Origin of the sequence: Paenibacillus sp. SAF-068 (assembly GCF_051967555.1) — a bacterium.
In the GTDB taxonomy this organism is placed as follows: Bacteria; Bacillota; Bacilli; order Paenibacillales; family Paenibacillaceae; genus Paenibacillus.
This window is the reverse complement of the sequence record NZ_JBQCJX010000005.1, coordinates 19,811-42,019: the sequence shown is the minus strand read 5'-3', so window position 1 is coordinate 42,019 and position 22,209 is coordinate 19,811. Positions and strand designations below refer to the sequence as shown.

General features: G+C 50.7%; 16 protein-coding genes. 11 read left to right on the top strand and 5 right to left on the bottom strand.

Annotation, left to right across the window (positions count from 1 at the left end; translation table 11 throughout):
• Positions 1-39 precede the first annotated feature (39 nt).
• Together ACTHPG_RS22940 and ACTHPG_RS22935 are read left to right on the top strand one after the other, a co-directional pair.
• Complete coding sequence (locus tag ACTHPG_RS22940) at positions 40-2,025, top strand: alpha/beta fold hydrolase (protein ID WP_440391688.1); 1,986 nt, start codon at positions 40-42, stop codon at positions 2,023-2,025.
• A 100-nt stretch (positions 2,026-2,125) separates the two neighbouring features.
• Complete coding sequence (locus ACTHPG_RS22935) at positions 2,126-3,073, top strand: aminopeptidase (protein ID WP_440391687.1); 948 nt, start codon at positions 2,126-2,128, stop codon at positions 3,071-3,073.
• Between the two features lie 420 nt (positions 3,074-3,493).
• On the opposite strand, the gene ACTHPG_RS22930 is transcribed toward ACTHPG_RS22935, so the two are convergent.
• Positions 3,494-5,473, bottom strand: a complete 1,980-nt coding sequence (locus ACTHPG_RS22930) for a methyl-accepting chemotaxis protein (protein WP_440391686.1) — start codon at positions 5,471-5,473, stop codon at positions 3,494-3,496.
• A gap of 364 nt (positions 5,474-5,837) precedes the next feature.
• On the opposite strand from ACTHPG_RS22930, the gene ACTHPG_RS22925 reads away from it, so the two are divergent.
• From ACTHPG_RS22925 to ACTHPG_RS22905, 5 genes are all read left to right on the top strand, one after another.
• Positions 5,838-6,257, top strand: coding sequence for a chemotaxis protein CheW (locus tag ACTHPG_RS22925; protein ID WP_164783412.1), 420 nt, complete (start codon positions 5,838-5,840; stop codon positions 6,255-6,257).
• Between the two features lie 366 nt (positions 6,258-6,623).
• Positions 6,624-9,827 carry a DEAD/DEAH box helicase gene (locus ACTHPG_RS22920; protein WP_440391685.1) on the top strand — a complete coding sequence of 1,068 codons (3,204 nt, stop codon included), beginning with the start codon at positions 6,624-6,626 and terminating at the stop codon, positions 9,825-9,827.
• A gap of 55 nt (positions 9,828-9,882) precedes the next feature.
• Positions 9,883-10,692: a hypothetical protein gene (locus ACTHPG_RS22915; RefSeq protein WP_440391684.1), complete on the top strand. Its 810-nt coding sequence runs from the start codon at positions 9,883-9,885 to the stop codon at positions 10,690-10,692.
• Positions 10,693-10,932: 240 nt separating this feature from the next.
• On the top strand, positions 10,933-11,907 hold the full coding sequence (locus ACTHPG_RS22910) for a M15 family metallopeptidase (protein WP_440391683.1): 975 nt from the start codon (positions 10,933-10,935) through the stop codon (positions 11,905-11,907).
• A gap of 266 nt (positions 11,908-12,173) precedes the next feature.
• Positions 12,174-12,575, top strand: a complete 402-nt coding sequence (locus ACTHPG_RS22905; protein ID WP_440391682.1) for a RidA family protein — start codon at positions 12,174-12,176, stop codon at positions 12,573-12,575.
• A 591-nt stretch (positions 12,576-13,166) separates the two neighbouring features.
• Here ACTHPG_RS22905 and ACTHPG_RS22900 read toward each other — a convergent pair.
• Positions 13,167-14,237, bottom strand: coding sequence for a copper amine oxidase N-terminal domain-containing protein (locus ACTHPG_RS22900; RefSeq protein ID WP_440391681.1), 1,071 nt, complete (start codon positions 14,235-14,237; stop codon positions 13,167-13,169).
• 249 nt (positions 14,238-14,486) lie between these two features.
• Between ACTHPG_RS22900 and ACTHPG_RS22895 the strand changes: the two genes are divergently transcribed.
• A complete protein-coding gene (locus tag ACTHPG_RS22895; protein ID WP_062837317.1) occupies positions 14,487-14,963 on the top strand; it encodes a GNAT family N-acetyltransferase in 477 nt (158 codons plus the stop codon).
• A gap of 47 nt (positions 14,964-15,010) precedes the next feature.
• Entirely contained in the window at positions 15,011-16,081 is a 1,071-nt protein-coding gene (locus tag ACTHPG_RS22890; RefSeq protein ID WP_440391866.1) for a Gfo/Idh/MocA family protein, read from the top strand.
• Positions 16,082-16,174: 93 nt separating this feature from the next.
• Here the strand turns inward: ACTHPG_RS22890 and ACTHPG_RS22885 are convergent, their stop codons facing one another.
• Both ACTHPG_RS22885 and ACTHPG_RS22880 read right to left on the bottom strand, forming a co-directional pair.
• Positions 16,175-16,543 carry a hypothetical protein gene (locus ACTHPG_RS22885; RefSeq protein ID WP_440391680.1) on the bottom strand — a complete coding sequence of 123 codons (369 nt, stop codon included), beginning with the start codon at positions 16,541-16,543 and terminating at the stop codon, positions 16,175-16,177.
• Between the two features lie 94 nt (positions 16,544-16,637).
• Entirely contained in the window at positions 16,638-19,226 is a 2,589-nt protein-coding gene (locus ACTHPG_RS22880) for a UvrD-helicase domain-containing protein (protein WP_440391679.1), read from the bottom strand.
• A 349-nt stretch (positions 19,227-19,575) separates the two neighbouring features.
• Between ACTHPG_RS22880 and ACTHPG_RS22875 the strand changes: the two genes are divergently transcribed.
• On the top strand, positions 19,576-20,397 hold the full coding sequence (locus ACTHPG_RS22875; RefSeq protein WP_440391678.1) for a zinc ribbon domain-containing protein: 822 nt from the start codon (positions 19,576-19,578) through the stop codon (positions 20,395-20,397).
• Positions 20,398-20,470: 73 nt separating this feature from the next.
• The gene (locus tag ACTHPG_RS22870; RefSeq protein ID WP_440391677.1) at positions 20,471-21,277 is read left to right on the top strand and encodes a TrmB family transcriptional regulator; all 807 of its coding nucleotides are present in this window, start codon (positions 20,471-20,473) and stop codon (positions 21,275-21,277) included.
• A 266-nt stretch (positions 21,278-21,543) separates the two neighbouring features.
• On the opposite strand, the gene ACTHPG_RS22865 is transcribed toward ACTHPG_RS22870, so the two are convergent.
• Positions 21,544-22,197: an NUDIX hydrolase gene (locus ACTHPG_RS22865; RefSeq protein ID WP_440391676.1), complete on the bottom strand. Its 654-nt coding sequence runs from the start codon at positions 22,195-22,197 to the stop codon at positions 21,544-21,546.
• Between the last annotated feature and the right edge of the window lie 12 nt (positions 22,198-22,209).

The following is a 22,209-nucleotide window of genomic DNA, read 5'->3' as shown; positions in this document are numbered from 1 at the left end:
TAACTAGTACTGAATGGTACTAAAAGGAGCGATAACGGAATGAACGTACATACGATCCAAGTATCCAATGAAGAAAATACAGCGTCAAATTCAACAAAAATTAATCAGGTAATAAGCACGTCTGATATGGAGCCAACAATCATTTTCATGACAGGCAGCACCGGTTTTATCGGCAAAGAAACGGTCAAACAACTCGCGCAGGGAGACGATCAATTGCTCTTGTTGGTTCGATCGGAACAGCGTGCCAGAACGGTGCTGAAGGCTTACGGAGTGAAGGATTTTGACCGAGTAACCTTCATTACAGGTGATTTGTCCATTTCGGGTCTTGGACTTACCGCGGCAGATCGGGAGCGTGTTGTTGAAGCAGATGTGATCATTCATGCCGGGGGAACGATGGATGTTACCCTGGAACGAAAGGTAGCCGAACAGATATTCATGAACGGGGCCAGAGAAGTGGGCCAAATTGCACAGGAAATTCATCATACCCGCGGACTGAGACACTTTATCCACGTGGTTGGTTTCATGAGTCCCTATGGACAGCGGAACGAGCAGGGAAATTACCTTCAGGGCGGTCATGTTGGCGATCAGGAAAGCGCATATGAAGAGATGAAATTTCATGCCGATCTGCATATTCGTGAACATGCGGAAGAGCATAACTATCCCTTATCTGTTGTGAATCCGAGTACCGTGGTTGGGCCGCGTCCCACTGGGGAAACAGAGCAAACGGGTGGGATTGGGCTGCTCATTCAGGCGGTTCAGAAAGGACTTATGCCGGTCGTGCCGGGAGGGGCGTCCTACTGGTTACCCCTTGTTGAGAATGATGTTGTTGCACAGACACTTGTTTTCCTATCCAGGGAAGCAGATCCAGCCGGAGGAACCTATCCACTGTTGGCGCGGAAGGAAGACAGCCCCAATATGAAGGAACTGCTGCATCTTCTGGCAGAGCAACTGGATGTACCCAAGCCCAAGGGGGCTGTGCCCCTGCCATGGATTCAATGGATCATGAAATCAGGTGGAACACGCATCAGTGGTGTTCCAGCAGAGTCGGTTGCTTTTATTACCAACAGGTCATTCCCGGTCGAAGAGACGGAGGCACTGTTCACACGCATGGGGCAATCCTGGCCGGACATCCGGGAACAGCTTCCGCTGGTTACAGCCGATCTGGATTATCGCCTTCGTAATACGCCGTTGCCTGAGGATTTTAAGGCAGATTATATTCGTTCACGGAGCGGAAATATGGCTATGCTTGGTTGGGAGGGTGAGGGAGAACCTTGGATTATTGTGCATGGTTTGCTCCAATCTGCTGATGAGATGTTACCTTTGGGACAACAGCTTAGGGAACAGACCGGGAATCCGGTATGGTTAATCGATCTCGCTGGATTTGGTCGTTCCCCTGTACATCAGGGAGATGAAGCATTTGAAGGTCAGGTGGATGCGTTGCTTCAGGCGCTCGGTGAGTTTGAAGGTCCGGTGAAGCTGGTCGGTCATTCAATCGGTGCTGCTATTGCAGCTGCGGCACAGATGCGTAGCGGACGGACAGACATTCGGTTAGGTTTGCTTCAGCCAGCTGCCAACAATTCGAACCCGAATGTGCTAAAATGGGTTTCCCGTTTGCCAAGAGGTGTGATGCGGTCGTTGCTTCGTCTCCGATCAGAGAAGAGTTGGAATCAAATGTTCAGTGCATATCGCGGTGCAGGCGAGAGCAGTCTTACGACTCATACGATGGCCAAAAGAATACGTTCCAGTCTCCAATCTCCTCGAATTGCGGGTGCGAATGCGGATTTGTTACGGTGGATTCACTCTGGCAAGCAGGGAAGCGTCCGTTCATTTTCTTGGATGAAAGAGTGGGGTGATGACCACACCAACAATACTCTAGTCGTATGGGGCAAGGAAGATCAGGAATATCACTATCCCCGGGATATGAACTCACAGGTCAAACGCTTAGATGTACCCTATGGACATTACTTTCCGACGTTTCAGTATAAGGAAACAGCCGCAATCCTTGCTGAATGGGCTGCTACTTAGAGGGTGAGTTCAGATTTGGACATGCAGGAGTCCCCGGTCAATCGTCGAAAGGGTCAAATAGAGTTGTGAGAGCTGAAACCAAGACAGGAGAGATGAATGTATGAGCAAGCAACGTGTAGAAATCAGTAAAAAGGTACTAACCGAATGTCTCGGACTGCGAAGCGGAGAACATCTGGTGGTTGTCGCAGACGATATGAAACGGGATTTGGCCGAATCCATCTATGAGGCAGGAAAAGCACTTGGTGCGGAGTCGGTCCTGCTAATTATGGAGGAACGCAGCAGATCCGGAGAAGAGCCGCCTGCACCGATCGCAGAGGCCATGATTCGGGCGGATGTAGCGGTGTGTGTAACCCGATATTCATTAACGCATACCCAGGCACGCAAACAAGCCGCCGCATCAGGGACCCGAGTGGCAACAATGCCCGGAATGACAGAGGATATGTTTGTGAATGGAGCCATTGCAGCTGAGTATTCGCAAGTAAAGGCGTTGACCGAGAAGGTAACGGCTCTATTAACCGCAGGTCGCCATGTGCGCATAGAGAAGCAGGGACATCGTCTTTCCTTTTCCATAGAGAATCGTAATGGTGTACCAAGCACAGGCCTGTATTTGAATCCCGGTGAATCGGGCAACCTGCCTTCAGGAGAAGCTTATATTGCTCCCGTTGAGGGTAAGGGCGAGGGCAGTATTCTGGTTGATGGCTCCGTTGCTGGAATTGGTGCACTCCGTGAACCGATGTTATTAACCGTCAAGGAAGGACGGTTGGTGTCAGCTGAAGGACCCGATGGGGCTCAATTACTGGAAACGCTCGGTGAGGGTGATGGTCGCTTTCTCGGTGAATTCGGCATTGGTACCAATAACAAGGCACGCATTACGGGGGTAGTGCTGGAGGATGAGAAGGTGTACGGCACGATCCATGTCGCCTTTGGCAGCAATAACACATTCGGTGGCACGATTGCGGCAGGTGTGCACATTGATGCTGTTGTGCAAAAGCCGGACGTGTACATCGATGACAAGCTAATCATGCGTCAGGGTGAATTAGTGGAATAATTGAATAACTACGTATCCCCGTATTTACATGGAGGGGAAGCGGGCATGTCCACAACGTGTCCACAGTGATGGATAACTGGAGTGGAAATTCAGATTTTACGTCAGATTTACAAACAAATACACAACATGTCCACATTAATATAATAAATATCCACATAAAAAGCTAAACATATCCACAACATGTGTGCAATATGTGCACAACTTATCCACAAAACAGGTATAACTCATGTTTTCATCCGGTATAACAGTCGTTTTGGAGTAATTAAACGAGTTATCCACAGAAATTCGGTTTTTTTGTTCCAAGTATTTGAAAACATAGAAACCGATCCATAAAATATGGGGATAAAAAAAGACCAAAGATCAGCTTCAAGCCGGTCTTTGGTCTTTTTCGCATATCAATTAATGAGCTTTAATGTCAGGTTACTTACTCTCCGTATTGAAACGACTGACTTCCAGCAGCAACTGATCCGCTTGACCCGATAATGCCTTGGCGGCTTCTGCGATGTTACCAATGGACTCGGATTGCTCCGTGGTCGATGACGCCGCTTCTTCGGTTGAAGCGGCACTTTGCTCGGCAACCGCTGCAAGGCCTGTAATGACGTCAGAGACCTGAGCAGCACCTGATTTGATGCTGTTCATGCCCGAAGTTATGGAATTGATCTGATGAATAATCTCCTCAATGGACTGACGGATATTCTCAAAAGATGCTGATGTCTCTGCCATGGAGTCGGATTGAGCTGTACTATTCAATCTGAATTGCTCAAGCTCTGCTGCGCTTTGCTGACCTGCAGCATTCAAATCATTCAGCAACTGATCAATACCCGCTACAGACTGTGAGGACTGTTCTGCCAGTTTCCGAACCTCACCCGCCACCACTGCGAATCCTCTACCGTGCTCTCCAGCACGGGCAGCTTCAATAGATGCATTCAAGGCCAACAGATTGGTTTGGGCCGCAATATTCTGAATACTGCCCGTAATTTCGGAGATTGCTCCAATTTTGCTAAGTAATAGTTCATTGGATGTTTCGACCCGAGTAGTGGATTGTTGTCCGACTTCAGAAAGATCCATCTGGCGGCTGATAGCGCTTGTGCCACTTTCCATGGCCTGAGTAACATCCAGTATCGTTTGCGAAGCTTGATGAGCTTCATCTGTAATTTGATCAATCACTTGATTGATGCCAGATACCATTTCTGCACCGGACTGGATGGATTCAGCCTGTTCACCTGCACCCTTGGCAATCTCCTCAATAACTGTGGAGATCTGACCTGCAATTTCATTGCTGCCGGAAGCTTCCTTGTACATCGTTTGAGAAGAGGCCTGTACTTGCTGTGCGGAGTGATCCACTTGTTGAATCAACTGACGCAGAGAGGCGGACATGGCATTGAAAGAAGTTCCCAATTGTGCAATTTCATCTCTACCTTTGACGGCAACTTGCACCGTAAGATCTCCCGCCGCCAATTGTTGCGCACTGTTCTTCATATTCAGCAGAGGTTTGATCGTTCTGAGTGCGAAGAAGTAGGCCAGAGCCGCCAGCACCACGGTGAAAATAACAATAAACGCCAAATACAGCTGTCTTGTCCTGGTGAATTCCGCCAAGGCAGCAGCTTTGGAGATCGAGGTTGCCACAATCCAGTTGGTATTCGGAATTTTCTCGTAATAGATTAACTGCCGATCGTTATTATATGTATATTCGGACAACCCGCTAGGTTGATCAAGCATCGTATCCACAATATCTGTATAGTCACTTTGTTCGGCTAGAGGTGTGTTCAACAACTCTTGATTCGGATGTGAGAGGACAACACCCTTCTGGTCCAGCAAAAAGGTGAATCCGTTGTCTGTGTGGATCGAACTGATCTCATCCTTAATGGAATCAAGTGATATATTTTCCGAGATAGCCCCTTGGAAATTCCCGTTCTCGTCATGTAGCGGCACACCGATAAATATGGATTGTATACCGGCTTTGGTGACATAAGCATCACTGAACGTGAGTTGATTCGAAGCTTTGATGGCAACGTACCATGGACGCTCACGTGCATCGAAGGTTGCATCCGGAATAAAACCTGCTCCGTCTAGATATGTACCGTCTTCGAGACCGAAATAAATGGTGGCGATATCCTCTTTGTTGGAGGCCAGTTGGAAAGCTTGCAGATGTTCCATGCTGATTTCATTGAGTGGCACTGTATCATCAATGACTTTACCCAGTGTTTCGATGACTTTGGCTTGAGTCAAAGCCCATCCGTTGACTTCTGTTACTGCTTTTTGGACTGTGCTTTGCAGCTCATTGTCTACGGATTTTGTCGCTTGCTTCTCAATCACGTACAGAGCGATATAGCTGAGTGGCGCAGCAAGCAGAATGCAGATGGTGGTAACGATGACAATAACTTTGGTTTTGAGCGTCATGATCTTCCTCTTTTCTAATCCTGTATATACTATTTATATCGGTAGTTTATACGGTATTGTTACATGGCTTTTAATAGAGGGGGTGAATGGCTCAAGATCAGATTTATTTGCAGGCAAAAACAACTACACAAGCGGTGCTTTCATCCAGCGTGATCCAAGGAAATGGAACTTTGTTTAATCAACAGGGCAAATGAGCAGAGTGGAGACAGCAATCGTAATGTAACGCCTGTTGAAGTTGGCAAAATTGATCTGAAGCCTAAACATTTGATCCAAAATAACCGATACACCAAAGTAACATCTAATGAGACGAAAGTAGTCTGATTATACGGAATGAGAGGGTATGGGGATAACTATGGATGAGGGCATGCAATATATTAATTTTTCGGTAGGAGACCAGATTTTTGCACTACGAATTGATGAAGTTCATGAGATCATCAGAATGGTGCAGGTGACTACGGTCCCGTTTGGAAGTCCGGAGATCAGAGGTTTTGCTTCGTTGTACGGTAAGGTGGTTTCGGTGGTAAGTCTTCGTGTATTGTTAGGCATGCCAGACCAGGAGGACACCTCCTCTACACGTATTATTGTGGTGCCTTACAAAGGAGGATTTGTACCTCTGATCGTCGATATGGTTGACTCCGTCGTGAGTTACGATCGTTTCGAGGAACCTGCTGAGGAACACCGCCGCTTCATGCTTGGCGTTTTTGACAAAATCGGGTTCTGTGAAGATCATCGTGCAGGCATTTTGAACCTGGATGTATTGCTGGGCAGCTTGATCAGATCATAGTAGTATAACGATCCGTAATTCTTACAATATTCAGTATTATCCTTCGGTTTACCAAATGTTCCTCATCCGCTTTTCGGGAGAAGGGACATTTTTTTGTGCTGCTAGGGCGTGTCTGAAAACTCCGAAGGAAGCAGATTTTGCTGAATTTTCGTTCCATGCAAGAAAGTTTTCCGCAGGCGTGCCGGGGCGCGTCAAGGGAAAGAGACGCAGCAGGGGGCGAAAAGGGGGTGAAAGGTGCACTTCAGCGAGTTTTGAGACACGCCCTAATCAACGAAGTAACCACTTTTTGTGGGCAAAGGTTTTTAAATCCGGTCATTTTCGTATATGATGGAGAGTAACAATGCGAAGGGATGACGGGAGACTTTAATGATGCAATCGCTGTATGGAGTATGGCTTGGTGACGTATTTTTTTGTTTTTCCGGTGAAACATCGGAACCACGTGTGGATGCATGGAGCCACGTGGTAAGACGGTTGAATTTTGGCGACGGGGGTCGTCTGTTTCAGCCTGCCGCTCTGCGTCTTGCGGAGCTGCGCTGGCCTAACCCGCTGAGGAACGCGGCTGAAGCCAAGAACACGAAGCGGCGTCAACTGCTGGGACGCACATTGGAAGGATTGGCCGTCTCGCCCAAGGATGCCTTCAGGTTGCTGTTGCAGTGGGATGACCGTTTGTTCAATGCTGCCGGAATTCAGGTTGGAGAAGAGATGCGTTACTGGATCAAAGCGGCGCAGTTCACACAGGAGCTGCTGTTGCGGGGAGCAATTGCTCCATCAGCTGAATTCGCAGCAAAGACCGGAGCACGTCGGCGGACCGGGCAAGAGACATTGACAGGTGTATGGCGGCCACGCTTGCAGCAGGAGGAGGACATTGAACGCTTCCGCGATCTTGCTGAAGCGATGCCTCCGATCGGCCTGTCTGCGCCTGGGGCTTACGCTTCATTGGAACCGGAAACGCGTGAAGAGGCAGGGGCTGCGGTATTATTTTCATTCATGAGTGGGATGATTCATGCTGTAGTGACGACTGAACTGGAGGGCATGGACAGTGAACTGTCCCGTTACCGCACGCCATATCGTCGCGGATCTTCGCCGGTAGCCGAACTTTGGTGGAACAGTCTGATCTCGATGTTCCGTCCTGTGACGGTGCAAGGACCGACAGACGATATGACAGCGTTTATTCATACGCTGCAAGAAGTTGGTGGAACGTCGATGCCAATCGTGGGAGCAGAAGAGATGGCGCCTGCTGAAGGCCAATTGAAGCTGGTGCTCCGCCTGGAGCCTCCACTCGGCGAACATGAGACGATCTGGGGAATCGATTTTTGGGTGGATAGCGAGCAGGAACCAAGCCTGAGGTTGCCTGCACGGACCATCTGGGCGCATCCGGAGCGGGATCTGGACCGAGGAAAAGTGTTATATACCTCGGCGGCAGAGCAATTGCTGATGGCACTCGGGCAAGCAGCAGAACTGGCACCTGAACTGGAGACGGCGTTGCTTACCGCACGTCCGGAGGGAATCAAGCTGGAGCAGCAGGGTTTCTTTGAATTTCTCACACATGCCGTTCCGCGTTTGCAGAAAGCCGGGATAACCGTTCTCATGCCTTCAAGGTGGAGTCGTGCCGGGAAACGTCGGGCTGGACTCCGTCTGCAGATGTTGAATCGGGGAACAGAGCGATTGCCTGGAGCCACATCGGCGCTTGGCATGGAACAATTGGTTGCTTTCAAAGCAGAGCCCATGCTGGACGGTAAACCAGTCACGGCAGAGGAACTGGCAGCACTGGCTGAATCCACAGTTCCTTATGTCATGTTCCGTGGTGAATGGATTGAAGTGGATACGAAAGAGATTCGCCAAGTCCTGCGTTATATGAAAAAAGAAGAAGAACAATATATGCCTCTCTCCGAATGGCTGCATCTGGCTGCGGATGAAGGGGAGGATTCTGCATGGAAGGGTCTTTCCGTCTTTGGTGCCGAATCCGATGGGATGCTTGCTTTCCTGCTCGATGGACAGGTGCTTCGCAGCATTGAGCCTCGACAGGTTCCGGCAGAATTGCATGGTGAACTAAGACCTTATCAGGAACGCGGTTACCAATGGTTATCCGCGATGCGTGAGCTGGGCTTTGGTGTATGTCTTGCGGACGATATGGGACTTGGGAAGACCATTCAGGTCATTACCTGTCTGCTGGACCGCAAACATGAGGAACGTCAGGCGGCTGAAGAGGAAGCTCGTGAGAATGAGGTGTTGAATGGATCAGAGGGTTCTTTCACGGCAGATCAGCACATGAGTGAACAGCCTGTTCATCTGCCTGCACTTATTGTGTGTCCTACCTCACTGCTTGGAAACTGGCAACGTGAGCTGAAGCGGTTTGCCCCGGATCTGTCGTTGTACATTCATCACGGCGGACAACGGTTGCATGGGAAAGATTTTCAGGCAGAAGCACAGACGCATGACATTGTCCTAACGACCTATCATCTGGCAGGCAGGGATGGCCCGGATCTGGCTTCATTGCACTGGTCCACCGTTGTGCTGGATGAGGCACAATATATTAAGAACTACCGTACCAAGCAAGCACAAAGCGTGATGCGTCTGTCTACACTTCATCGTATTGCGATGACGGGAACGCCTGTAGAGAACCGATTGAGCGAACTCTGGTCGATATTCCAGTTTCTCAATCCAGGGTATCTGGGCACAGCTTCATCCTTCCGCCAGCGGTATACGGGGCTGGGGCCATCCGAAGAAAATGCAGCATCCTTGCGTGAGCTTCATCGATTGGTATCTCCATTCATGCTGCGCAGGCTCAAAAGTGATCCGGATATTCGCAAGGATCTGCCCGAGAAGCTTGAACTGAAGTCCTATTGTTCCCTGACGCCGGAGCAGACGGTATTGTACCAGCGTGTGGTGGATGATCTGATGGGAGGGCTGGACGGCAGAAATGGCATCGCCCGGAAGGGGATTGTACTGTCTTCCCTGACCAAGCTCAAGCAGATCTGTGATCATCCGGTGCTGGCGGACAGCAATCGGAAAGACCACGGCAAGGCAGAGGCATCCGGCAAGATGGAACGATTGCTTGAACTGCTCGACGCGATCCGGGATAACGGGGAATCGGCCCTGATTTTCACGCAGTATGTTGCTATGGGAGATCTGTTGGTATCGAGGTTGAAACAGCGATATGAGGAAGAGCCATACTTCCTGCATGGTGGCGTGTCGAAAGCGCAAAGGGATGAAATGGTGGAAACTTTCCAAAAAGGAGAGGGACCGTCCATGTTTGTTCTATCTCTTCGTGCCGGAGGTGTAGGTCTGAATCTGACACGGGCGAGTCACGTTGTTCATTATGATCGGTGGTGGAATCCTGCCGTTGAGAATCAGGCGACGGATCGTGTATTCCGAATCGGGCAGAATCGCAACGTTCAGGTGCATAAGTTGATTTGTCAGGGAACGCTTGAGGAACGGATCGATGAGCTGATTGAGAGCAAGAAGGCACTCTCCGAGCAGGTCGTTGGTTCAGGCGAGAATTGGCTGACCGAAATGTCGGATGATGAGCTGCGTGGCCTGATTTCTCTTCAGGGCGAGACGTGGCTGTGACCTTGAACATTCAGGGGAATATAGATGTTGAGAAAGTTGAGAAAGGGGGATTGTTGTGAGCGAAAAATGGAAGATCGAGCTGCATATGTCCCCCGGTGGATGGACAGCAGAAGTAGATACAGCAGCGGATGCGGACCAGGAGTTTTCCGTCTCCGCTGCTGAGGGTAAGACTGGATCAGCCGCAGGCGTGTTCACGGTCACGGGAACGCCGGCGCGACTGAGCGAAGCCCAGCGCGAGGCTGTGCTGGCACAGCTGCGCAAGCGCCCGCTGACGCTGTACGCCCTGCTGCGCGGCGGCCCGGCGCCTGAGGAGCTTGCCGCGCTGCTGACGGCCGCACAAGCGCCGGAGGGCACGCTAGGCGCAGCAGCAACGGCCAGCACGGCCGTGGCGTGCACCTGCGGCCGCCCGAGCTGCGCGCATGCCGCGGCCGCTGAGCGCGCCGTAGCCGCGCGCCTCGCGGCCGAGCCGCTGCTGCAGCTGGCGCACGCCGGCCTGCCGCGCGAAGCGCTGCTCGCCGGCGTGCTGGGGGCATGGGCGGAGGAACTCGCCCATGATCCCAGCGGCCCCGGCCGCGCAGCGGAAACGGCTGGCCGCCCGCAAGTGCGGGGCGGCGAAGGCGGCGCGGCCGTCGGCGAGTGGATCGCCGAGGCAGCCGCGGACGGCGCCATGCACCAGCCGGGGCCGGGCTTTGGCGCCGTTGAGGTGCGCCTCACGCAGCCGGGCAAGCCGCCGGCGTTGCCGGAGCTGACGGCACTGCTGCAAGGCTTGCCGGCCACCGCAGGGCTGGATCTGATCCGCGAGCGTGTAGCCGCGCGGATGTGGCAGGCTGTCCAGAAGAAGACGGACAGCCCGGCAACCAAATGATACACCCATCAGAGCGGGGGAGATCTCAGATCACCTCTGCTTGTTTTGATTGCAGCATGGTGCTCTAAAAGTCCAAAAAACGATCATACAGGCTGTACAGGCCGTATATGTTCATTCCGATCTCTTCTTAAGGAGGTCTATACCGGTGGAGCTTCGCTCCCAATTAAGGTATACTGTCGCAGGGAACATTGTACGCAGACAACTAGAAAACATTTATATTATTGCGATAGGAGTTTTTACATGAAATCACGTACAGGAAGACAGCGCCGCATGGTGGTTATGCTGTCCTCATTGATGATATGCGGAGCATTGCTTGCGGCGTGCCAGAACGGTTCAGGCACAGAGGAGAGCCAAAATCCGAATGGAACAGGTAGCACACAACAGGAGTCTGACGGCACAACCGTTCATTTTACGGAGGATAAGGGATCGGATGGTGACAACGCTGGCGGGGATGACACATCATCTTCTGGCAACAGCGGTGAAGGCACGGACAGCGAGTCCGGGAATGCATCGGCAGGCGAAGAGCAGGGTTCTTCAGACGATGGTAACGGAGCGACAGCGGAAGATCCATTGATGGAGAAACGCAGCATCAGCGCACTGCAAACAACAATTGACGCAGAAGCTGTGGTGACTAATGCCACATCTATGACGGTCATTGTGAACAAACAACGCAGTCTGCCTGAAGGTTATGAGCCGGACGATCTGGTGGAACCCAATGTACCGTTCTCCTTCGATGAACCCCACGAGAAGCGGCATATGCGCAAGGAAGCGGCGGAGGCACTGGAGAAGTTGTTTGCAGGTGCAAAAGCGGATGGCATTGAGCTTCGTGCGGTGTCGGGCTATCGTTCATATCAACGTCAGGTGTCCATCTACAACAACAATGTCAAAACCAAAGGTCAGGAATACACGGATCGTGTAAGCTCTGTTCCAGGCAGAAGCGAACATCAGACGGGTCTTGCCATTGATGTATCCAGCCCGAGTGTGGGCAATGTGTTGGAAGAGGTATTCGGCACATCGAAGGAAGGACAGTGGCTCGCTGAACACGCTGCAGAATATGGATACGTCATCCGTTATTTGCAAGGTGAAGAAGATATAACCGGTTACGTCTATGAGCCTTGGCATATTCGGTACATCGGTACCGATTTGGCACCAGATGTGGCCAAAAGTGGGTTAACCCTGGAAGAATACTTCGATGAGGCTAATATCAAGTTGTAATCTGGATGCTTCAACCTTAGAAAACTTTAATTTTCTTGAAATTCCCGAATAAACTGCTCTTGATCTAAACGAAGAGCAGTCATTCAGGGGATTTTTTTCTGTAAAAAATGATATTGGCTGACCACCTTGTCATGAAGCAGGGCACCACGTGCTGGAGCTGCACTAAGATAGAATTAAAATCTATTCTATTGTCTGAGATGATGATGGGCTGATATAATTCATGCTTAATCAGATGGATAAATACAACCAAAGCGAGGGACGAGAGAATGAGTAGACAGCAGGTATTTACCGGCTCCCCATGGGAACCTTTGGTGGGATATTGCCGTGCCATCCGTGTAGGGGATCGAATCGAAGTAGCGGGTACAACCGCGATGCAAGATGGTGTAGTCGTTGGGGCAGGTGACCCGTATGCACAGACAAGATTCGTTTTGCAGACGATCGAAAATGCACTGAAAGAGTTGGGGGCTGATATGTCGCATGTGGTGAGAACCCGAATGTTCGTGACCGATATCTCCAGGTGGGAGGAAGTTGGCAAGGCGCACGGTGAATTTTTTGGACAGATTCAGCCTGTAGCCACCATGGTTGAAGTTAGCGCACTCATTGATCCCTTGTTGATGGTTGAGATCGAAGTGGAAGCAATTGTTGAAGATGAAGTCCAAGTTGGTTGATCCGGCGAAGCTTGCTTATCGTGAAGATTTTCCTAAGGAACTCAAGACGTCTTATTTGGCCCTCAAGTCCTCTTCTGAAAATGTAAGGAACATCAGACATGTTATTTCCCGAATTATCCTGACAAAAACGCTGTAAACAGCTGTTTATTCACACATAGCGTGTCTGGGATTCATTGGGTTTTTACAGGCACTTTAAACCCTAGAATAATAAGACGCCTAAAATTCGTTATCGCTTATTCTGCTTGCCCATGCATTCCGTATGCAACGCACGTCGTATGCAACGTATGTCCGTATATAGCGCATGTCGTATGCAGCGCATGTTGCACGTGCTTGCTCCGGACAAGTTCAGGTGCGCTTCGTTTGAAGCAAGTTTGAAGGCACGCTCCTAAAACCCTAATCCTTAAAAACGAAAAATAACCTTACCCGTGACTGTCAGAAGACAAACGGATAAGGTTATTTTTGAATGGACTTCGCCGGATGGCTGGCCATCGCAATACGCCACAATTATGGCAATAAACCAGCCAAGAGATGCATTTGGTCGGCAACATAGAACATGTGCCTTAGCTTAACCAGTCGCATGCTCTATTCGATTTATTTCGCTTCCGGCAATGTTACAGGTGTTTCAACAACGACTTTCCATGCTGTTCCGATCGGAGGCAGGCTGCGTGTCAGTATAGGGCTGTAGAACCCAATGACTTTGGCTCCTTTGGTCAGTTCTTCAGCTTTCACCGTCTCACCTTCGTGGTTTACGAGCAGTGTATCTTTATTGATATTCAGCACCACGTGGTCAGGACCGGTTTCTGTTAACCGTGTACCTGTGATCTCAATCTGTGAGATAAGGCCTTCTGTAGTTCTTACATCTTCAATTGTACCTGCTGTACCCAGAACCTCTTGAGGTTGTGCCTCAGATGCTGTAGCTGCATCCAGTACAGTGACTTTATAGGTCGGCGTTTGTGGTGGCAGACTGCGGGTGGTGATCAGGGAATGCTCAGCTTCCACGTTCATGCCGATGGCCAGATCAGTCAGTGCAATTTCTTTCCCTTCAACGGAGATGAATTTTGTCTCATCGCTCAGGTTGAGCACGATGCCATCCAACCCTGCACCGCCAATCTGGATGGACTTATATTTATCCTGGTTTGAGATTCTGGTAATTACACCACGTTCAGTAACCGTCTTCACGTCCTCTTCGCTTGAGATCGTCACCTGATTTCCTGTTGTGTTCACTTGTCCATGCAGTGCTTTTTCGGCAAAAGAAGCCGGTACATACAATTTGCCGCCTGTGATTTCAGGTGCTGTACCCAGCGTGAGCAGCATTTTATTTACGGAATATTGATCCTTGCCTGTGATTACCTGTGTCCAAAGAGCGCCACGGGTCAGCTCTGCCGTTTTAGTTTCTTTATGCCATTCCAGTTCAATACCCAGTGCTTCGGTAAGATCACGCAGCGGGATCATGGCTACTTTGCCATCCTTGTTCCAATAACCATTGGAGATGGATGCACCATTCACGGATACGTTTACTGCATCAGCTGCCTTACTATCGGCTGAAACGGATGTCTGATGGACTGGTTGTGTGTTGTCCAATGTTGCTGCATAAGCGGCTCCACCGCCCAATGCCATGGACAGGGCCATCACGGCACTTACTTTTTTCATGTTGTTATTCATCAATATTCATCCCTTCTAATCTTTGTACTGTCGCGGTAAAATCTTCCTTAGGGCCGCGCTTCAAGTTAATAGACGGGACAGATCGTCTCAGTGTTGCAGTTGGCATGCAATGAATGTAAGCGGTAGGTTAGTTTAGATTTGAAATATCGCTAGTATTGCAGGTTATCCGCAGCAGAATTAGGTTAATTTCAGGTAAGTGGCCAAGTCTTTCCCCTATTTCACATTCAGGTATGAGGAGGAACGGATTAGATGAGTGATATGTTGGTAGCGCTCTATCGTTTGCCGGAACAAGAGAGTGGCCTACGAACGCTGGAGGAATCCTCCATTGTGATTCGAAGAGCCATTGCCCCAGAGAAGCAGCTTGTACTGGATTGGGTGAGGTCACATTTTAGCCAGGCTTGGGTAGATGAATGTGAGGTCGCTTTTGCACGTCAGCCTGTGTCCTGTTACATTGCGGTTGAGCATGGGAAAATGATTGGTTTTGCCTGTTACGAAGCGACATGCCGCAATTTCTTCGGCCCGACAGGCGTGAGCCAGGATGCACGGGGCAAGGGTGTAGGTACAGCCCTGTTACTGGCTTGTATGCATGCGATGAAGGCGGACGGTTACGGTTATGCCATTATCGGATCAGCGGGTCCTGTGGATTTCTATGCCCGAACACTGGGTGCCGTGAAGATTGAAAATTCAACGCCGGGTATTTACGAAGGCATGCTGCGGGCAGACTAGACGATAGTGATGTTGTGGAAGTTGTGGAAAAGGAAGGGAGGACGATGATGAGCACGAAACAAATGCTGCACATTGGAATGATCGGTACAGGGTCCATTTCGGATCTTCATATGAGGTGTTATGCCAAGAATGAGGATGCCGTCATCTATGCCATCTGCGATCTGAACGAGGAGCGGGCTAAAGCTGCTGCGCAGAAGTATGATGCCCAATCCGTGTACACCGATTATCGGGAGATGCTGGAGGACCCGCATGTGGATGCTGTCAGTATCTGTACCTGGAACAATACACACGCGGAATTCGCCATTGCTGCACTGGAGGCAGGCAAGCATGTGCTACTGGAGAAACCGGTGGCAACCAATGTGGAAGATGCGCTGCGGATTGAAGAAGCGGTGAAGAAGAGCGGACGTACCTTTATCGTTGGATTTGTGCGTCGTTATGATAACAATATGCAAATGATGCGCAGATTCATTGATGCCGGGGAATTTGGTGAACTGTATTATGCGAAAGCTTCCATTCTGCGACGTCACGGTAATCCAGGCGGTTGGTTCGCTGACAAAAGCCGTTCCGGCGGAGGTCCTCTGATTGACCTGGGCGTACATATTATTGACCAGTGCTGGTATCTGATGGGCCGGCCGAAACCTGTTTCGGTCAGTGGTAATACGTATCGGAAGCTGGGCAATCGTGCCCATATCGAACATCTTTCCTTTTACAAAGCAGCCGACTACAGCGCAGCTGTGAATGACGTAGAAGATATGGCGAATGCACTTATTCGGTTTGAGAACGGGGCATCGCTTGCGGTGGATGTAAGCTTTACCCTGCATGCACGCGGAGATGAATCTTCCGTGAAATTATATGGCGAGCGTGGTGGGTTCGAACTGGAGCCGGAGACATTGATCGTCACGGAGAAAAATAATACCATCCTGAATATTGAACCCCAGACGGACAATACGGGCCTCCATATTCATAGTGCATTCCAGAATCAGATCGACCACTTTGTGGATTGTTGCCTGAACGGGACTGAGCCGATCAGTCCAATCGCGGATGGGTTGGCTTCCACGCGTATGCTATGCGGAATCTACGAATCCGCCGAGAAAGGGCAGGAGATTCGACTGGACTGAGTACGTTTCACGTTGCAGTTGTCCTTCATATAACAAAAGCATGCGTCATCCGCGTGATTTGCGGTTACGCATGCTTTTTGGCATCCTGTCGTGTCATTTATTGAGTGGTGAATTCTCATACCCCGGGTCATCATAATCCGTATCCTGAAGCCTTGGAAGCACGTTCATGCTCTCAATGGCCTGCCGGGAATCAGGCGTGCCATGGTCATAGAGAAACGTATACAGCATGGTCATGCCATCCGAAAATTGCTCTGTTGCCTCATCATGATCTGCCGATTTGTAGGGCACCGGGGCCCGTTGCAAAGTATAGGCATCGTCATCTTCCAATACCTTCATCAGATCCTTCAATCGGCCCAACTGTTCGTCATCCACCAACACCTCAAAGGGTGTAGATTCGTTCTTGCTTCGTTCAATCAGGTTATGAGTTACCGATACATACAGATGTTGTTTGCCGTCCTGCATAATCCAACCCCCATTCTGAAATGGAAAAAAGACGCTTCTACTGTTAATAAACAGCAAAAAGCGCCCTGAAACGAGCTACGATGCTCGTGTTAGTTTATTTCCCAAGTCTCCCCGTTACGGGAACCTGACGAGTGCTGGCCTCCATCGATCCTGAACATAGAGGGCAGGCCGGTGGACCGGATGATGCCTTCTTGGTTGCTTTTGAAGAAGGCACAGCCGGTTTCTGTCTTAACCACGCTTTACAGGTGGACGAACTACATTTCCAGACGGCAACGGTCTCCGTTCGCTCAACATTACCTGAGCCTGAACCTGAACTGTGGGATTGTGGACGGGAGGAACTCGCAGCTGTCGGACTTATACCTGTGGTACTGAATGCCTTATGGTTGCGAATCTCACCGCTGCCACGCCGTTCACCGAGGCGATCCTCGTCACGTTCGTTGTGGACCTCGAAGTCACGACGGTCACTGTGGCTAATTGCACGGCGCTGTGCCATATCCCGACCTTCGGAACGGGCACCTGAGCCTGAGCGGGCATACTGCGCATTTCCTTTGCCATATGAAGATTGGCTGTTCGTCCGGCTCTCCTCACGCGGTTTGCGTTTGTCCGGAACTTCCATGCCGAAGGCTTCTAGCAGGAAGCGAGACACATCTGCTGGCTTTCCGTGATGGCTCGCGGGTGAGGTAACATACAAATACTGCTTGGCCCGTGTGATGGCAACGTAGGCGAGCCTGCGTTCTTCCTCCAGCGCCATGTCCAGCTCCGCATCTGTTTGCTGCACAGCGAGCGCAGCTTTCTGATCTTCGGGAATATCCTGACGCAATGCTGTGCTGTGAGGCACGATGCCTTCGCTGGCTCCAATCCAGTATACACAAGGGAACTCCAGTCCTTTGGCCCGGTGGATGGTCATCAATTGTACGGCGTCACTGTCCTGTGAACGGCGCAGCGATTCCATCTCACGGTGTCTGCGGGAGAGCTCATCCGCGAATTGAATGAACTCTTCTACGGTTTCGAATTTTTTGACGGCAGCTTCGAATTCATCCAGGGTTTCCAGCATCGTTTCCTTATAATGGGTGAAGATGCTGGGGTCACCACTTTCCATATACTTGTCGTAGAACTGCCTGCGCATCTCCTGAATGGCGATGATGGGCTTCAGTTTGTGCAGTGATTTGATCAGCTTGATACGTTCCTTGACCTGTTCCTGCTGGAACGGTTTCAGCTTGTCCCATTTCACCAGATGGATGAGCGGATATTTCTTCGCCTGTTGTTGTTCACAGCGCTGAATCCACTCCAGTCCGGCATCCCGTGATACATAGAGCGGTCCCAGTGCACTGGGAAGAGCATCCATGGCGCGTGGATCAAGGGACAGACGCAAATGATCCATCAGGGGTCTGATGAGAGACTGGTCATAGAACACCGGGGAAGCACCATGCTGTACAAAAGGCACATCTTTCAACACAAGCTGCTCAAATACAGCCCGGCTGCTGCTTGCTGTCCGATGAAGAATCGCAATATCGCGATAGGTGTGTTGCCCTTCTTCAACCTGTTGACACAGCTGGTTTACAACCCACGCCGCTTCTTCCTCCGCATTGGAAGGTGTAGCGAAACGGGGCGCATCTCCACGGTTTCCTGCGGCACGAAGCCGTTTGTCACGTCTGCGTTTATTGCGGGCGACCAGTTCACTTCCGAGTCCCAGAATGCGTGCATCACTGCGATAATTGATATCCAGCGTCACAATGCGTGCACCGGGGTATACTTTATCGAATTCCAATATTGATTCCTGGCGTGCGCCATTAAAGGTATAGATCGTCTGGTCATCGTCTCCGACAACCATCAGGTTGCGGTGGGCGGAAGCCAATTTTTGCACAATCTCATATTGCAGATGGTTGGTATCCTGGAACTCGTCCACCATAATGTACTGAAATCGCTTCTGAAGCGGACCCAGAACAGCAGGATCACGAAGCAGGGCAGCTGCCCGCAGCAAAATATCATCAAAATCCATTTTGCCCCGCTCCTGTTTCCAGGCTTCGTAACCCAGGAGAACACGCTTGGCATCGCGTTCTTCCTGCGATTTTTCAGGCAGGTCGGTAGTTTCCGATCCTTGCATCTTCCATGCGGACAGCATCGCCAGCAGACTTTCAGGCTGGAAGGCTTCACTCATGCCGTTTTGGCGCAAAAGCATCTTCAGCACCGTATGCTGAGCCCGTGACTCGCCAAAGATCTCTTCCTGCACGCCATAATGACGCAGCAATGTCAGGGCAAAAGAGTGGAAGGTGCGAGCCTGCACGGCTCTTGCAGCTGCCGGGCGTATTCCTGGCAAAGCCGCGATCCGGTCTTTCATCTCGGTGGCAGCCTTGTTGGTGAATGTCACCAGCAGGATACTGCCTGCATGTACGCCACTGACCTCTATGAGATAACCGGCTCTTGCAGCCAGCACCGTTGTTTTGCCACAACCGGCTCCGGCTAACGTCAGAATGGGTCCTCTGCCGTGACGGACTGCCGAGATTTGTGGTGCGTTTAACTTGATGCCTGCCTCTTCCAGCGAACGAAAGTAAAAGGCATCCTGTTGCTCATTGTCCACGAGTTGCCGACTGGTCTCCAGCGGAGCAGACGGGGACTGGGGCAGGGACGCCGCCGGGGTAACCCCGAGCGGACGGGGGTAGAACGTTGAGTTCGGACTTAACATGTTTCATCCACCTCTGTATGCATTCAGGGATAGGACTATCCCGGCTAAAAGTAAACCATTTGCCCTTTTCACAATCACATTGTAAATTGGTATGATAGAGTTAGTTGCCTAATCAGGCAGTTAAGTATGGTCAAAGCTTCATTATACCCGAACGTATGGTCTTGACGAAAGCCCCCGATTTCATCCAGTATCGGTATAAAACGGGCAACAGCACGAGATTACGCAACTTTTTGGCATGATATCGTATAAGTTATATGCCTGAGCATTTTGCATGAAAGAATCAATATGCTACTCAACTAAAATCTTAAAATGAGAATATGGGTTTTGACGGGACAGAGGAGGAATGGTCATGAAACTGCTTCAACGCATCAAAGACGGAGCGAACAAAGCAACAGAGCGTGCCCAGCACGCCGTTGAGATTGGGAAACTGAACAACCAGATTGTGGGCTTGCAACAGGAACAGGAAGTCCATTTTACAGATATGGGTCGCATCTTCTATGAGGGTTACCGGGCACAGGATATGACGCGTGCGGAAAAAGAAATGGTGGATCTGTCGCAGCTCTGCGACGAACTGCAGGACGAGATTGATGGTCTGCGCAACAAGATTGCACAGCTCAAGAACGAACGGTTGTGCGAGTGTGGACACGTCGCTTCCCTGGATGCCAACTTCTGCCCTAAATGTGGGCGCAAGTTGGGTGAATTCAAGACACCAGCGCCTACCGTAGGTACTGCTGGAGTTGCAGGAGCGACTACAGCTGCGAGGCAGGAGGCAGCTGTAGCCCAGACTCAGACCCCTAGTCCGGAGCCGGACTTCTACGATGCGCCACCTGAATTGGAACTGGAGGAAGACGAGCCGTATCACACGGTCATTCCGTCCATCGCCGATCTGGAGACGGAATCGGAATATAACAGTACCGAGTTTACCCAGGAAGAGAAGGAAGCGTTTGATGCGGAGTGGGAACGTCGCAGGGACGAAGAGATGCAACGTGAACGTGAACGTCAGCAGGAGCTGGACGAACGCATCCGCTACTGGAAAGAAAATAACCCGGTCGTGAACACGGTGGACGTACAGACTGAAGTGTCACGTGAAATGGTGAATTGTCAGATTTGTGCAGCTGAGCTGCCCAAAGGTTCGAAATGGTGCCCGCGCTGCGGTGCTGAACAGATCTGATCTGATGCAGTAGAAGCTCTGCCGCATCAGTGTGAGGCAGTGCGGGTTGCTGACAGCATGGGGGGACGGGAATATGGACCAACTGCTGCATCATTTGCGTCATCTTGGGTTTACCGAGATGGAATCTAAAATTATGGTGGAACTCGCCCGCCAGGGATCAGCCTCAGGATATGAGGTTGCGAAGCGTCTTGGCGTGTCCCGTTCCAATGTATATGCGACCCTGCAACGGCTGGAACAGCGTGGATTTTTGCGCTGTAGTCCGGGGGAACCCGCGAAGTACAGTGTGCTGAAGCCTGAGGAGATGACACGTATGATCTCCGATCAGATGCGTACCTCTCTGGATTATGTCCAGAGCAGCATGCCCAAGAGCGAACCGGAGAAACCTGTATTCTATAACATCGAGGGCGACAAAAATGTGTTTGAGAATCTGAGTCGTGAATTGGCCGAGGCTCAGCATGAAATTGTTGTAGACGTTTGGCGTGAAGAGGCGGAGCTGCTGCGTCATGACTTACAGCAGGCTGAGGCTCGCGGTGTGCGGCTGTTATGGTCGTGTGATGGCGGCGAGGGTATGCTTGATCAGCCCGCTCCTTTGCCGGGATTGCCTTTGTATGGCACGGGTAACGGTCGGAAATTCTCTCTGGTGGTGGATCGGCGCTGGTGCATGTTGGGCATGCGCGGTGAAACATGTGCCACACAGGCAGTGGTGACGGAGCATCCGGTAATGACCGGACTGCTGCTGAATCATTTTGCTCAAGAACTGGTGTTGTATGAACTGGAACAGGATATGGGTGAGGAACTGGAGTCTCGCTATGGGCACCGGTACGAAGAACTTTCTGCGCGTTACTGGTCCTCTCCTGCAGGAGAGGGTGACCCGAGCTAGGCAGTGCATTTACTAATCCACATCGGACTGAGTGAACATGCAAGCACAATGTATCATTTTTGATGCAACGAATACGTGTGTACATAAAACAGGCGCTGCCCCAAAGCAGACGCCTGTTTGTGCTGTTTGAGATATGACAGTGATGTTCGTCACAGCATCTGTTTCCAGTCGAGTCGATAGTAAAGGTATGAAGTTATGCTATTTTTGAGAAAATGAAACTATGAACATTCGATTGAGCAGGATCGGTTGAACAGAATTGTAATTGATCAATCTTTAGGTACGTGATACAGAGCTTCCAACACGTCAACATAATAAGCTGTGCCATGAGGCACAAATTCCGTTGCCCGAATCTCGCGAACGATACGTTCCGGTTCATAAGCTGCGTGATCGCTTGACGGGTGTGTCTGACCCCCGGTAGCTTGAATGACGTCGATCTCACTACGGAATAAGGCGAGCAGATCATCCAGCGGCACCTCATACAGGCTATCCACCTCGCTGGGCTGCAGAACATAAGCTTCGAGCGGCTGGTTCAGACATAGTCCGTAGACCGCACTGAATTCCCGATCTACGAACGGAACACCACGGACCTCTCCTTGAAGCTGCTGTGTAGCCGTGAATAGATAGGTTAGTGCATCGAAAGGTACATGTACACCCAATTCTTCCTCCAGCTCACGACTGGCGTCCTGCAGTTGCTCACCTGCGGTGAGATGACCTGCTGCTGTAATGTCGTAACATCCAGGGAAGGTATCTTTCATATCACGCCGACGCTGAAAAAGAACCTGTCGCTGCTCGCCTTCGTCACGCACGATCCAGCAGTGGAATGAACGGTGCCAGTAGCCTTTGGCATGGACCTCACTGCGTAGCGCTGTACCGATCCAATTTTGATTATCGTCATAAATGTCGAAACGTTCTGGGGTCATGAAACGTATCTC